This is a genomic window from Acetobacterium sp., from assembly GCF_036508315.1.
Taxonomy (GTDB): Bacteria; Bacillota; Clostridia; order Eubacteriales; family Eubacteriaceae; genus Acetobacterium.
Genome location: NZ_DATCHP010000112.1, coordinates 1 through 14,778, shown reverse-complemented (window position 1 = coordinate 14,778; position 14,778 = coordinate 1). Strand labels below are relative to the sequence as shown.

12 protein-coding genes are annotated in these 14,778 nt (G+C 36.4%); 10 read left to right on the top strand and 2 right to left on the bottom strand.

Features of this window, described 5'->3' with window-relative positions; translation table 11 throughout:
• Nucleotides 1–249: 249 nt before the first annotated feature.
• The 6 genes from VIK44_RS13440 (at nt 250) to VIK44_RS13415 (ending at nt 6,554) form a co-directional block, all read left to right on the top strand.
• Nucleotides 250–1,479 carry an aminopeptidase gene (locus VIK44_RS13440; protein WP_331554403.1) on the top strand — a complete coding sequence of 410 codons (1,230 nt, stop codon included), beginning with the start codon at nt 250–252 and terminating at the stop codon, nt 1,477–1,479.
• A gap of 249 nt (nt 1,480–1,728) precedes the next feature.
• Nucleotides 1,729–3,264, top strand: a complete 1,536-nt coding sequence (locus tag VIK44_RS13435; RefSeq protein ID WP_331554402.1) for a SatD family protein — start codon at nt 1,729–1,731, stop codon at nt 3,262–3,264.
• Nucleotides 3,254–4,039, top strand: coding sequence for a DUF3307 domain-containing protein (locus VIK44_RS13430; RefSeq protein ID WP_331554401.1), 786 nt, complete (start codon nt 3,254–3,256; stop codon nt 4,037–4,039). Before VIK44_RS13435 ends, VIK44_RS13430 begins: the two co-directional genes overlap by 11 nt.
• A 278-nt stretch (nt 4,040–4,317) precedes the next feature.
• Nucleotides 4,318–5,481 (top strand): cyclopropane-fatty-acyl-phospholipid synthase family protein, encoded by a 1,164-nt coding sequence (locus VIK44_RS13425; protein ID WP_331554400.1) that lies wholly within the window; start codon nt 4,318–4,320, stop codon nt 5,479–5,481.
• 121 nt (nt 5,482–5,602) lie between these two features.
• On the top strand, nt 5,603–6,163 hold the full coding sequence (locus tag VIK44_RS13420) for an RNA polymerase sigma factor (protein ID WP_331554399.1): 561 nt from the start codon (nt 5,603–5,605) through the stop codon (nt 6,161–6,163).
• 4 nt (nt 6,164–6,167) lie between these two features.
• The gene (locus VIK44_RS13415) at nt 6,168–6,554 is read left to right on the top strand and encodes a hypothetical protein (protein WP_331554398.1); all 387 of its coding nucleotides are present in this window, start codon (nt 6,168–6,170) and stop codon (nt 6,552–6,554) included.
• An 86-nt stretch (nt 6,555–6,640) separates the two neighbouring features.
• Here VIK44_RS13415 and VIK44_RS13410 read toward each other — a convergent pair whose 3' ends face one another.
• Nucleotides 6,641–7,135, bottom strand: coding sequence for a rubrerythrin family protein (locus VIK44_RS13410; RefSeq protein WP_331554397.1), 495 nt, complete (start codon nt 7,133–7,135; stop codon nt 6,641–6,643).
• Between the two features lie 204 nt (nt 7,136–7,339).
• On the opposite strand from VIK44_RS13410, the gene VIK44_RS13405 reads away from it, so the two are divergent.
• From VIK44_RS13405 to VIK44_RS13395, 3 genes are all read left to right on the top strand, one after another.
• Nucleotides 7,340–8,527, top strand: a complete 1,188-nt coding sequence (locus tag VIK44_RS13405) for a hypothetical protein (RefSeq protein WP_331554396.1) — start codon at nt 7,340–7,342, stop codon at nt 8,525–8,527.
• 154 nt (nt 8,528–8,681) lie between these two features.
• Nucleotides 8,682–9,809 carry a DUF362 domain-containing protein gene (locus VIK44_RS13400; RefSeq protein WP_331554395.1) on the top strand — a complete coding sequence of 376 codons (1,128 nt, stop codon included), beginning with the start codon at nt 8,682–8,684 and terminating at the stop codon, nt 9,807–9,809.
• A gap of 305 nt (nt 9,810–10,114) precedes the next feature.
• On the top strand, nt 10,115–10,291 hold the full coding sequence (locus tag VIK44_RS13395; RefSeq protein ID WP_331554394.1) for a hypothetical protein: 177 nt from the start codon (nt 10,115–10,117) through the stop codon (nt 10,289–10,291).
• A 358-nt stretch (nt 10,292–10,649) separates the two neighbouring features.
• On the opposite strand, the gene VIK44_RS13390 is transcribed toward VIK44_RS13395, so the two are convergent.
• Nucleotides 10,650–11,348, bottom strand: coding sequence for an MBL fold metallo-hydrolase (locus tag VIK44_RS13390; RefSeq protein WP_331554393.1), 699 nt, complete (start codon nt 11,346–11,348; stop codon nt 10,650–10,652).
• 182 nt (nt 11,349–11,530) lie between these two features.
• Between VIK44_RS13390 and VIK44_RS13385 the strand changes: the two genes are divergently transcribed.
• Nucleotides 11,531–14,778 (top strand): phosphoribosylformylglycinamidine synthase (locus tag VIK44_RS13385; RefSeq protein WP_331554392.1); only part of this gene is annotated, 3,248 nt, incomplete at its 3' end.

Here is a 14,778-nt window from a genome sequence, read left to right as displayed (position 1 = left end):
AAGCACTTGGTGACTGCATTCGCGCAAAACAAAAAACAGGGAATCAAGTTTTAATTTGACTCCCTGTCTATTTCAAAAGACCATGACGAACATTGCATCGTGGTCTAAAAACTTTCCGTCACATTATCACTCTTAAGTGTAACAAAGAAGCTTTGAATTGTCAAAGGGTATTCCATTCCTTAAGAGGCTTTTTATGATACAATCTTAAATAAATCAAAAACAGGTCGTTAATACGAAGGAGAAGCTAAGATGAATCATATGGAAAAATTAAAAGAATATGCTCGATTAATTGTACGGACAGGGGCAAATGTCCAGAAGGACCAATATGTGGTTTTAAACTGCTCGGTCGAGAATCACATCTTTGGAAGAATGGTGGTTGAGGAAGTCTATAAAGCCGGAGCAAAGGATGTCATTGTTTTCTGGAACGATGTGAAGACAAGCCGACTTCGATTTGACTATGCAGCACTGGAAGTTTTTGGCAATATTCCAGAATGGCAGGCTGAGTCACGAAATTATTACGCAAAAAAGAAAGCTGCAGTGATTTCAGTGATTGGCAGTGATCCAGAAGCCTATTTGGGCGTGGACAGCGAAAAGCTGAAAACCAGTACCCAGACAGCTGCTGAGGCATTCGAACCCTATTATAAAATGATGATGAACAGTGATTTTCAGTGGTGTGTTGCAGCAGTGCCTGAAGAGAAATGGGCCATGAAGGTGTTTCCTGATCTGTCAGAAGAAGTGGCTGTGGCAAAACTCTGGGATGCTATTTTTGATTCGGTACGCATCGGCAGGGAAGATGCAGTTAAAGCATGGGAAAAACACAATGCATTTCTGGGAGAAAAATGCGATTTGTTAAATGAGTATCATTTTGATTCTCTTCATTATAAAAACAGTCTCGGCACTGATTTTACCCTGGGTCTCCAGAAAGATCATATCTGGGAAGGCGGGGGAGAATTTACTCCGGAGAAAGTCTATTTTTTTGCCAATATGCCCACCGAGGAAATCTTTACCACGCCGGACTGTTACAGGGGGGAAGGGATCCTGGTGTCATCGGTCCCTCTTTCCTATCAGGGGAATCTCATTGAGAATTTCAGCATTACCTTCCATGAAGGCAGGGTGACTGATTATAAGGCGGAAAAAGGAGTTGATATTCTAAAAATGATTATTGATACGGATGAGAATTCAAACCGCCTGGGTGAGGTGGCTCTTGTGCCTTATGATTCCCCGATTTCCAATACGGGTATTCTTTTCTATGATACATTGTTTGATGAGAATGCGGCCTGCCATTTTGCCCTGGGTGAATGCTATCCCACTACCATCAAAGGCGGAGGCAAAATGACCAAGGAAGAATTATTAGCAGTAGGGGCAAACCAGTCGAGAGCCCATGTTGACTTCATGGTTGGCACAAAAGATCTGGAAATCACGGGGATCACAAAAGATGGTTGTGAAATCTGCGTTTTCAAAAACGGCAACTGGGCCTGAGAATTGCATGCTTTCTGAAAAACCGTTATTTGTTTTTAAGTTGAGGATTAAAAAAATAGTAAAGCAGTCCTCGAGGAATTTATATAATACAGGAAAAGTGAAAGGATACCTAAAATTATACGCAAATAGTCTATATTTGCGTATAAATGAGCAAATATAGACTATCTGTATATTTATGTGCAAATGCATTGAAAATGCATGGGTGATATGATACGATGCTTATAAAAACAATGGATAAGAAGGTGAATTATGTATTGTGCAATCATTGGTGATTTAATAAAATCACAATCAATCAATCCAACCGAACGTAAAATTGTCCAGGAAAAATTGGAGAATGTTCTTGAACAAATTAATAATAATTTTAAGGAAAATATTGTTTCAAAATTTACCATTACTTTAGGGGATGAATTTCAGGGTTTATTAAGTGCATCATCGATATCAATTGAAATTATTGAACTAATATTAAAAGAACTTTATCCCCATGCGATTCGCTTTGGCATTGGGATCAGTGATATCTACACAAAAATAAATCCGGAGAAAGCTGTTGGGGCAGATGGACCTGCATATTATTTTGCTCGTGAAGGAATAGAAAAAGGAAAAAAAAACAAAAACAAAACGTCATTTTCAGTAAATGTTAAGACTGATAAAATTGACCAGGAACTTATTAATGCATTGTGTCTTTCAATTGATTTACTCATGAGCAGTTGGACAGAAAAACAAAGAGAAGTTGCCTGGAAAATGTCTGAAATAGATGGACAGCAAAATATAATTTCTGCTGAATTAGGGTTAAATCCTTCAACGGTAACACGGCACCTTAGAGCTGCTCACTATGAAGATTATCGGAAATTATTAAATACACTTGAAAAATATTTGCGCATTGAATATGATTTTAAGATCGAAGGGAATAGGCTCAATCAAGCAACAAGTTATTATAATAAAGGAATATACTTGATGAAACAATGCGATTTTAAAGCTTCTTTAGAAAATTTACAGAAGGCTTTAAACATAAGAATCAAGGAATTGGATCCTGATCATCCGGAGCTTGTTGCTAATTATGATAATATTAGCAGAGTATATTTTAAACTGGAAAATTATGAAAAATCACTGGAATTGTTTCGAAAATCCATAAAAATCAAAATTAAGACATTTGGAGAAGACCACCCAAATGTTGCAGCTACTTATAACGATATGGGAAACATCTATTCAGCTCAGAGTAAATACGATGAAGCACTTGAATTCTATGAACGGGCTTTATCGATATTTGAAAAATATCCAGGAATGGATCAGTCGGGTATTGGAACGACTTATTATAACTTAGGGGAAATCTATTCATTAAAAAAAGAACTGAATAAAGGCTTGGAATATTATCAAAAATCTTTAGAAATAAGAGAAAAAGTTTCAGGAGATGATCATTCGGATTTAGAAGATATTTACATAAGAATGGGTAATATCTTTTTAGAAATAGGTGAATTAGATAAAGCACTGGAGTTCTTCAAAAAAACTCTGCCAAAAAGGTTGAAGGATTCACAAGCCGCTTCTATTTACAATAATATGGGAACAATTTTTTTAAGAAAAGGTAATCTGAACGAAGCTCTTGAGTATTTAAAAAAAGCCTTATTAATCAAAGAAAGACAATTGGGACCAGATCATCCTGAAACCGCAGCAATTTATCAAAAAATTGCATCTATATATCAAATGAAAAATAATTCAGAAGAAGCGGTAAAGTATCTGAACAAAGTGACAAATAGTGATGCTTTAGATCGGAATAAAAATTATGATGATTGATAATAATCTGTTTTGGCTTTTAATATGCGGTCATTTTATTGGTGATTTTTATTTTCAAACATTAAAAATGGCAATGGACAAAAAAGAGGAGAAACGTCCTTTATACTTACATGCTTTAATTTATGCTTTAACAGTATTTTTAACTATTTCACCAGTCCTGAATCTCAAACTTTTTATTGTGGTTTTTCTGCCTGTAGTGATCAGTCATTTTCTAATTGACTTCATAAAAACAAGGGTTAATATTGAAATCAATAAAGAAAATTTTATATTTAGAAATATTTTTATAGTTGATCAAATTCTACATAGTGCAATGATAGTAATTTTTGCCTCTATTTACGTAAATAGTAATGCAATTGACTTAAATCAATTTGGAAAGATGTTATTGTTATTTTATAATAACTTAGGAATGTCCATTGATCCGTCAGTATTCTTGCGTTTCATTTTTGTTTTCTTAATTATCGGAAAACCGGCAAATATATTAATAAAAGAGATTAATAATAAAGAAAATATTTGGCCGAATAATACGAATAGTGAGGAAAAAGCACCAGAATATAAAAATGCGGGAAAACTTATCGGTATTTTGGAAAGAATACTAATTGTAATTCTAGTGCTGCTGAATCAATATGCAGCTGTCGGATTAATCTTTGCGGCAAAATCCCTTACAAGATATAATAAAATTATTAAAGAACCCTCATTTGCAGAATATTATTTAGTTGGTACATTATTAAGCCTTTTGATAGCAATTGGTGCTGTATTAATCATACAGCCAGTATAGAAACTGTTGAATCCGCTTATTTAACGAAGCTATAAGAGCAAAAGACTGCTACTGCTTAAGTTAACAGGTTAATGACTCTCTGGGAAAAAAATGTCGATAAGTTGGTTGGAAAAATCTATGAAAATCCAACCCTACTATACATTAGAATTTAATTTTTATGTTTAATCCCCCTGAAGTTGATTTGTTTAAAGAAAGAGATATGGGGTAAAGTAATAGAGATTGTTAATAACGTTTGTGTTTAAAAAAAAAATATCTAACTGAGGAAAGGAATTGAAACTATGGAAATGAACAAGATATTATATAAGACTATTTTGAAAAATGCATTTTTTGTGCCTTTTAAAATAAGATTTTGGGATGGAGAGGTAATAAAATATGGAGAAGGAGAGAGTGAATTTACGTTTATTTTTAATAATCCCATACCGCTAACTGAAATCAAAAAGGATCCTTCTATGGCTTTAGGTGAGGCTTATATGTCTAATGCCATTGATTTAGATGGGAATTTACAAAAGGTTATCGAATATCTCTATAATAATAGTAAAAGCTTTTTGCATGGGCCTATTATAAATAAATTTTTTAGTAACAATAGAAAAAAAAGTAAAGATAATGTCGAGTATCATTATGATATCGGCAATGATTTTTATAGACTCTGGTTAGATGATTCAATGACTTACTCCTGCGGGTATTTTCAATCCCCTGATGATACTTTGAACGATGCTCAGAAAAATAAGGTGGATTATATCTTAAGAAAATTAAACCTTGAAAAGGGACAAACATTGCTTGATATTGGTTGTGGTTGGGGAGAATTAATTCTAACTGCGGCGAAAGAGTATCAGGTAAAATCTATGGGAATAACATTAAGCTCTGAGCAATTTTTAAAAGTTAAAGAAAGAATCAAAGTTGAAAAGCTGGAAGATCTTGTGGAAGTGCAGTTGCTTGATTATCGGGAACTGAAAAAAAGAAAGTTCGACAGAATAGTGAGTGTGGGAATGGTAGAGCATGTTGGTAAGGACTGTCTCCACGAATACTTTTGTGCAGTAGACAAACTATTAATGCCAAAGGGCGTTTCCCTGCTTCATTCCATCACCTGCAATAGTGGAGTAGCAATAGATACATGGATAGATAAGTATGTTTTTCCCGGAGGATATTTACCTACAGTCGAAGAATTAACATCAAACATAATAAATGAGGATTTTCATTTAATCGATGCGGAAAGCCTCAGAATACACTATGCAAAAACATTAGAGCATTGGGCAAAAAACTTTGAAAATGCTTTGCCTGAAATCATGAAGATTAAGGACGAAACCTTTACAAGGATGTGGCGATTGTATTTAAATGGCTGTGCGGCATCTTTTAATTGTGGGAACATTGATATTCACCAACTATTGTTTACTAAAGGCGTAAATAATGAAATGCCTTTAACCAGAGAATATATGTATCAATAAGGACAAGACAAAATATTTTGCAAACATTTTCTATTTTAGAAAATAAAAATAAATATTTTTTCGGGAAGAAAACCTCAGGTTCAACCGTTATATAAGTATGCAGAACAAACGGAGGTGAAATGTGCTGATTAAACATAAAGAAGGGGAAGACGATGATGAACTCATAAAGAAGATTATTTCAACCGGCAATTCTGAATATTTTGAATCCATTGTTGAACGCTATGAGAAATACGCTTATATTTACGCGTTTTCCCTTCTTAATAATGAATTTGATGCACAGGACGTGGTAGCTGAAAGTTTTTTAAAGGGGTTTTCCAAAATAAGACAATACCGGTTAGGCAGCAATTTTAAAAACTGGTTTTTGAAAATTGTTCATAACACCTGTTTTGATCTTTTAAGAAAAAACAAAAAAATGATTTATCTCGATGATTTGGAAACTAGCGAAAGCTTATATAAGGATCATGCCTTAAGCTATGACAATATCGATTCTCTGGACTTTGGAGAGGTTGGAAAATCCCTTGATTTGTTGCCTCATGAACTCAAAGGGGTTGTTATTCTGCGATATTATTATGATTGGGATTACAAAACCATTTGCGAATTTTTAAAAATTCCCATGGGAACATTATCCTCACGATTAAACCGAGCCTGTAAAAAACTGAAAACTTATATGAAGGAGGAATGAGGCGATGGAAAATTTAGATAAGTTGATGGAATGCCTGGGATTCAACGACAGATCTGTTAAAGACTTTGCCTCAGGGATACCCTTTAAGAGCAGAAAATCGGATATTATGGTTAAAATCAGGAAAGTTGGCGAAATTGCCCCGATAAACTCTAATCTGTATGCACTATTTTATATATTGTCCATTGCTTTTTCAGTGCTTGTGATACGACTTTTTGTTCTTATTGAAGCAAAAAACACATTGCTCGTAACCATTTTCACCGACCTGGTCATTGATTATTCAGATCAGCTGATTGACGGATTTAGAATGATTTCTTTGTTGGTTTCGGCACTCATATGCATGGGAATATATTTTCTGATTCATCATTTTAAAAACGAGAAAAAGTTCTCTTAATATTGGAGCCGGTTTTCTCTTTAGAAAAAAAAGATCGGTGCATGAAAATATGCACCGATCTTTATTGCTTTTACCTGGCGTTTCGTTTAGTATTTAATGAACATGGATCCAGGAACATTGCAGATCACACATTTATCAGGCACTTCTTTTTCGATATTCCCACAAACCGGGCATAGATAATAAAATACTTCATCCGTTTGATCAAGATTAGCTAAGGCTTCCTGATATCGTTTTGCATGAACTTCTTCTGCCTTCATGGCAAGAGTGAATATTCTGATTGCTTCTTTATTGCCTTCAGCTTCAGCTTCTTTCAGGAAATCAGGATACATTTCTGTATATTCATGTGTTTCACCGGCAACAGCATCATTCAGATTTTCAGTGGTTGATTTAATTTTTCCGGCAATTTCAAAATGTTTGAGTGCATGTATGGTTTCGGCATCCGCTGCTGCTTTGAAGAGTTTTGCAGCATTTAATTTACCATCAGTTTCAGCCTTTTTAGAATAGGCCAGGTATTTTCTGTTTGCCTGAGATTCTCCGGCAAACGCGTCCATAAGATTTTTAAGGGTCTTTGATTCTGCCATTTGTTTTCCTCCGTTTTTAATTGATTTTATTGTAATTAGAATGATTATAAATAAAAAATATCATAAATAATGGTGTATGTCAATAAAAACTTTCAAACATCGTCATTTTACATTGCACATGAGGTTAATGAGGTGTAAAATATTTTCAATAGAAATAAAACAAATGCAGTGTGAGATAGCTAGGGAAGGGTATTGGTGATCTGAATGTATGCATGGACAATGAAGTTTGAACAAGATAATTTTACTACACCGACTTTGGTTTCAAAAGACAAAGATTATTATCCTGCTTTAAAAAAAAAATATAATGAGATTTATGCGATTCTTGTGGAAAATAAAGTGCCCTATGACATTCAGGATACAATAAGAAAAACAGGCAATATTGTTCTGGAAGTCATACAGAGATATTATTCCGGTAATGTAAGAGGCGCTTTAAATGGTCTTAATGTTATTTTAAAACCCCTCATGCAAAACCCTTTAGTTGTTTCAAATTTAGAAAACAGTCTGGCATTAAAAGGCCTTAAGGTTTTCAGAAATGATATTGATGAAGATGATCAGTGCCTTTTTTCAGAAGTCGATTTATTCCGTTCCAGATTAAGTGATCGGATAAACGGTTTTAAACCGGAAAATATGCTTCATATTGGGTTTGATAACAGAGGGACAATTGCTACCCAGCGTTTTAGTATACCTGGCCTGCCTTGTCTTTATTTTGGAACATCGTCCTATGACTGCTGGATAGAAATGGGTAAACCGCCTGATAATGTTTTCAATGTTTCACATGCGAAATTTGACGATACAATAAGGGTCTTTAATACAGCAGTTAATGTTTATGATATATCAGAGTTTAATACTTTAACAGAAGAAGAAAAAGATAAATACAACATTAATTTTGATCAGGCGATCCAAACATTGATGTCTTTATGGCTATTATCTATTTCTGCTTCATTTACAATTGAAGAAACAGGAAGAACGTTTCGTTCGGAATATATTATTTCTCAGTTAATCATGCTGGTTGCAAGAGATTCAAAATTAGATGGTGTTATCTATTTAACAAAGCAACTAAAAACACAGCTAAGAAATGATAATTGGGCTAAACCGGTAAGTGTCAATGTCGCCTTGTTTGCACATTATAAAGGTGAGAGTATTATGTCGGAAATTTGTAAACAAATAAAAATTTCATCATCCGTAAATTATGGAGAATACAAGCAACTCAATGCAGCAACCCAGCAAAGTGGTGAACATTTATTCGTTGATTGGTTTTTACCGTCAAACAGTGAGCTGGCCGGAAAACTTATTTCCTATAGTCAGACTCAATTTTATGGTTTTGATAAATATCTTAAGAAGCAGAAAAAAGACTATTGTAATGTTGATGAAATAAATAAAGTGGGAGAATAACAAATTTTTGCTGCAATAGATTATTTTTTAATAGTACCAAATTATTTAAGCCAGGGGGAACCCCTGGTTTTTTTATTACATCAGGCGGCATTGTTTAAAGGTGGTGTTTATGGGGTATTGTAGTTAATAGAATAAGTAGGCAAGGGGTAATAATATGGAAAAGGTATCGGCAGTCGAATGTACATCTTACGAAACAGAAGAAGTTTATCAGGCAGTTAAAGAAGCGATTCAAAGAATAGGGTTCGTCATTCCTGAGCATAAAACTGTTCTGATAAAACCAAATCTTCTGACACAGAACAGACCGGAGCAGCATACCATTACTCATTATTCACTGATCGATGCACTTTGCAGAATTTTAAGTGAAAAAAATTGCGAGATTCTGATTGGTGATTCGATATCGTTTTACCAGCAGGGGCTTACCAGAAAGGCATTTGCAACATCAGAAATAGATGTTGTTGCCAATAAATATGGTGCAACTCTGATTGCGTTTGAGGAAGAACAAGTGGTCAGAATAACCAGGGATATAAGAAGCTTAAAAGAGCTGTATGTTCCAAAAATTCTATTAGAGGCTGATATGGTGATTGATGCCTGTAAACTTAAAACCCATGGCTCGCTGCGTTTATCAGGGGCCATAAAAAACATGTTTGGGTGTCTTCCGGGTGGATACAAACAAAAAATTCACCGCTGGCTTGACGATGAATTTGAGCTTTCAGATGTATTCATGGATATCCATCGGGTGGTAAAGCCTGCTCTGTCGATTATGGATGCTATTGTAGGTTTGGATGGTGGGCCAACTGCCCTGGGCCGACCTGTAAAGGTTTCTAGGATAATCGCCTCATCCAATGCTGTTGCACTGGATGTTATTGTTGCTAAAATGATCGGATATGATCCTGAAAAACTGCCGATTTTATTGCAGGCAAAGAAACGAGGGATGATTGAAAATTTTGAAGATATTCAGGTTCTTGGGGAGATCGGTCCCATAAAGTTTAAAAAGTTGGTAAAAAAAGACCTTAACAGAATTTTCAATAAAGACAGTATTTTTGTAAAGGATACTTATGTGGATCTTTCAATCGACGATTCAAAATGCACCAGACATAAAAGTTGTATTTATGCATGTCCGGTTGATGCCATAAAAGAAGTTGATGGAAAAATTGTACTTGATACTTCTGTCTGTATCAACTGTTATTATTGCACGTTTGTCTGTCCGGAAAAAGCAATTAAGTTCATGCCGTCACCGACGAATAAATTCATCAGAGCAGTAAGATGGATCGGAAGATTATAAGGGGATTTAAGCCCTTGAGACTGGACAAAAGTGATAAGTATTTCAATGTCAGAAGTTCGAAATGATACTTATATAAAAATGTTACAAACGTTTACAAAAAAACAATTTACATTGAGTGAAAACATGTTACAATAAAGGTGAATCAAAGATCAACTCAATCCTTTTCTGAATTCAATGAACTTGATCATTGAAAAGTAAACAGTCTCTTAACTAATCGATAAAATTTTTGGATAATCGGTCGTTATTAAAGATAAAAATTGAACACAAACCGATTAGATGAATCTAATTTTATCAGGAGAAAAGATTTGGACAAAAGAACAGATTGCTCTGAAATTAATACAATCGGGAGAATAACTCGACTGATGATTAAATTAAAGGTCAATTTAAAGGATAAGTTTTATAAATCAAAGAAGCGTTTTTCACAGTTTGGAAGAAAGTCCATACATGATTTCGAAAAACAGAATCTTTGTTTAAAAGAATAATACTTTAGATTATCTCAAAATAATTTTCATATGAGTTTACATGAAAGAAAAATACTTCTGTTTTAAAAGTAAGATAATCCCCAACAGTTAAGTGAAAAGTTTACATTGGAAAAGTGAGAAAGAAGATTTTTGGTAATTAGAAAGGGGTGAGTCCAGAAAGATGACATCAGAAATTTTGAGCTGAGGCCGATTTTGCAGATAAAAATGCAGAATCGGCTTTAGTATTTTTTGTGTTAACTCGCCTGGCATGTAACGAGAAACATACAAAAAGCCGACACTGTTGCATTGATCCAACTGTGTCGGCTTTGTTTGCTTTTGAATCGAAAAAAAGTTTGATAGGAAACTGACGCTGAATTATTTAGTGTTGTTTTGACCATTGATTCTTCAGTGTGGTATTTCTTCCTTTAAAATCTGGAATAATGGTTTCGGTCGGTTCGACCTTTTCTTTAAACTTTTTAATAATGGAAAAATCATCCAAAAAATGCATGGGAATCAGTACCTTTGGATGGAATTCTTCAATAAAATATTTTCCGGCTTTGTAAAAAGAATCCCCCAAACGAGGATCCACAGGTATAAAGGCAAATTCCATTGGAAGTCCTTTGAGTTTTGAAAGCTCTGACTTAAAATCTTTTTCTTCCTGGGCAGGATCAATTTCCGGCTTCAGGGTAGGATCCCAATCCCACCAGTTAAGATCCCCGGCGTGGAAGATTCGATGACTGTTGGCGGCAATATAAAAAGAGACGCCGAGATCAGTGGAACCAAAGGTTCTAATATCCATACCACCCAATGTCATGTGTTGATAGGGGGCCATTCGATAGTTTCTGGGGGCTCCTGTCTCAGGGAGGTCATCGCTGAAAATATAGGTTGGTTGAAACTCACTTCCAGTCTTTAGGATATCTTTGGAGTAGTGATCGCGGTGACCATGGGTTACAAAGAAATAATGGGGTAACCCTGCTCGCATAAAGTTGTTGGGAATTTTTGTGAAACAATCAAAAATCAGTGTTTTATCTTCGAATTGAATTAAAAAACCACTGTGATGTAAATGGATAATTTTCATAATACACTTCCTGACGTTATATTCTTACTATAATAGCATACCTTTTTTCCCCTTAAATAAGCATAATTTATAAAAATAATTTAAGAAAAATAAAAAAATAATCCGAACGTTCCAAATTCTATTGAAAAAAACGTTCGGAAATAGTAAAATAGTATCATCATTTAAAAAAAGGTGGAATAATAGTGATCAAACGAATATTTGTAGAAAAGAAGCAGGGTTTTGATATTGAAGCCCAGTCCCTCGTTCAGTCATTTCAAAAAATATTAAAGATTCAAGGTCTTAATGCCGTCCGCATCCTATATCGATATGATATGGATGATGTTGCCGATGAAGTTTTTGATCAGGTGATTAACACGATTTTATCAGAACCCAATGTGGATAATGTTTATCAGGATAATATTTCAATCGGAGAAAAAGATAAAATCTTTGGGATATCATATTTACCCGGTCAATATGATCAGCATGCTGATTCAGCAGTTCAATGTGTTCAAATCCTTTCTGGGGATCGCCCTCTGATTAAAGTAGGAAAGATTGTTGTTCTCCAAGGAGATATTAATCAGGAAGCATTTAACCGAATTAAAAAATTCATGATTAATCCTGTTGACTCTGAGGAAACAACCATGGAAAAATTATCAGCTCTGGTTGATTTGGTTCGTGAACCATCAGATATTACAACTCTGGAAACATTTATTGAACTGAATCCTGCAGATTTAGAAAAATTTCGATGTGATTCCGGATTTGCCATGGCCAATGAAGACATTGTCTTTGTCCAACAGTATTTTAAGGACGATGAAGGGCGAAATCCAACCATTACTGAATTAAAGGTCATTGATACCTATTGGTCAGACCATTGTCGTCACACGACCTTTCAAACGCACATACAGGATGTCTCTTTTAATGGGGAGGATGCACTTTCTAAAGAAATTGGCTTGGCCTTTGAAGAATACCTTGATTCCCGTTTGGAAGTCTATGGGGAAAATACCGATCGTCCGATGACGCTTATGGATTTGGCCGTAATTGGAACCAAGGTTCTTAAAAAACGGGATCTTATTGAAGATCTGGATGAATCTGAAGAAATCAATGCCTGCAGCATTAAAATAACCGTGGATCATGATGGCGTGGATGAAGAATGGCTTTTAATGTTTAAAAATGAAACCCATAATCATCCCACTGAAATAGAACCTTTTGGTGGTGCAGCCACCTGTTTGGGAGGAGCTATTCGTGATCCTCTTTCCGGGCGAAGCTATGTTTACCAGGCCATGCGGGTAACCGGTGCCTGGGATCCGAGAACACCCATAGAAGATACGATTCCAGGGAAATTGCCGCAAAGAAAAATTTCCCTGGAAGCAGCCCATGGCTACAGCTCTTACGGAAACCAGATTGGATTAGCAACCGGACAGGTTGTTGAAGTCTATGACCCGGGCTTTCTGGCTAAACACATGGAAGTTGGGGCGGTGATTGCTGCGGCTCCCAAAGAAAATATAATTCGGGAACGACCAACCCCGGGAGATGTCATTCTTTTGGTTGGAGGACGAACCGGGCGAGACGGCTGTGGTGGCGCAACCGGGTCTTCCAAGGCGCATACCGAAGAATCCATCCAGAGCTGCGGCGCGGAAGTTCAAAAAGGGAATCCTGTTGAAGAACGAAAAATCCAACGGCTGTTCAGGAATAAAGAATTATCCACTCTTATTAAACGATGCAATGATTTTGGTGCCGGTGGTGTTTCGGTTGCCATTGGAGAGCTGGCGGACAGCCTGGAAATTGATTTGGACAAAGTGCCTAAAAAATATGATGGTTTGGATGGTACCGAACTGGCTATTTCAGAATCACAGGAACGTATGGCAGTAGTGGTTGAACCCAAGGATGTTGAGAAATTTATTCAAATGGGGAATGCCGAAAACCTTGAGGTGACGCCAGTGGCTTTGGTCACGGATACCGGCCGTTTGATTATGAAATGGCGTGGGAAAGAAATTCTTAATTTGTCCCGTCATTTCCTGGAAACTAATGGGGCCCCTCAGTTTACTGAAATTATTATTGAAAAGCCTGGAAAACTGGAACAGTCTTTAGCGAAAAAAGAAGTTTCATTTAAGGACCAGCTAATAGAAACACTTCAAAATATAAATGTCGCCAGTCAGCGCGGTTTAGGGGAAATGTTTGATTCAACCATTGGCGCTGGAACAGTTACCATGCCTTATGGCGGGAAAAATGCTTTATCTCCAATGGATGGTATGGTGGCAAAGATTCCAATGATTAAAGGGGATACCACCACCTGCAGTATCATGACTCACGGCTATAATCCTGTTATTGCAAAAGCAAGTCCGTTTTTAGGCGGAATGATGGGTGTCATTGAGAGTCTGTCTAAACTTGTCGCCCTAGGCGGGGATTATAAGAAGGCCCGTTTAAGTTTTCAGGAATATTTTGAGCGTCTGGGAAAAGATCCGGTTAAATGGGGACGTCCTTTTGCTGCGCTTTTAGGGGCTCACAGAGTACAAAAAGTAATGGGAACACCTGCTATTGGTGGAAAAGACAGTATGTCAGGTACCTTTGAAGATTTGACGGTTCCTCCCACATTAATTTCCTTCGGGGTGACCACTGCGCATATTGATGCTATTATAACCAGTGATCTAAAATCACCCAAATCAATCCTGCAATTATTTGAATTGCCAATGGAAGAAAATGGCATTCCTGATTTAGATGGCATTAAAGAAGTTTATGAGACGATTCAAGCCCATGCCAAGGCTGGAAATATTGTCAGTGCCAAAACCATCTGCCTGGGAGGAATTGCGGAAGCTGTGGCAAAAATGGCTTTTGGAAACGGTATTGGGGTTAATCTGGCTTCCTGTTTTACGCAGGAAAGACTTTTTGATTCATTATTTGGAAGTATTCTTGTGGAAAGCAAGGAACCGCTTGATGGTGGAACCATTATTGGATATACCAACAGTGAGGGCAAAATCATGTATCAAAATGATGCGATTGACCTGGCAGAACTGACAGAGGCATGGGAAGCCCCACTCAGGGAAGTTTATCCGGAAAAGGTTGATGGTTTTGGAAATGTGGAAACCCTGAGCTTTGCTAAAATAACAAAGCTCAAGTGTTCCCCGATATTTCGGAAACCGCAAATTTTTATTCCTGTTTTTCCAGGAACAAATTGCGAATATGACTCAGCCAGAGCCTTTGAAAATGCCGGCGGGAAACCAGTCACCACCATTTTCAGGAACCGATCGGCTCAAGCCATTACTGAGTCCATTGATGAAATGGTCAAGCAGATTCAGGAATCTCAGATGATCATGATTCCAGGGGGCTTCAGCGCTGGGGATCAACCGGATGGTTCAGGTAAATTCATTGCTGCGGTTTTCAGGAATCCAAAAATGATGGATGCTGTTATGGATCTCCTTAATAATCGTGAAGGTTTGATTCTTGGCATCTGTAA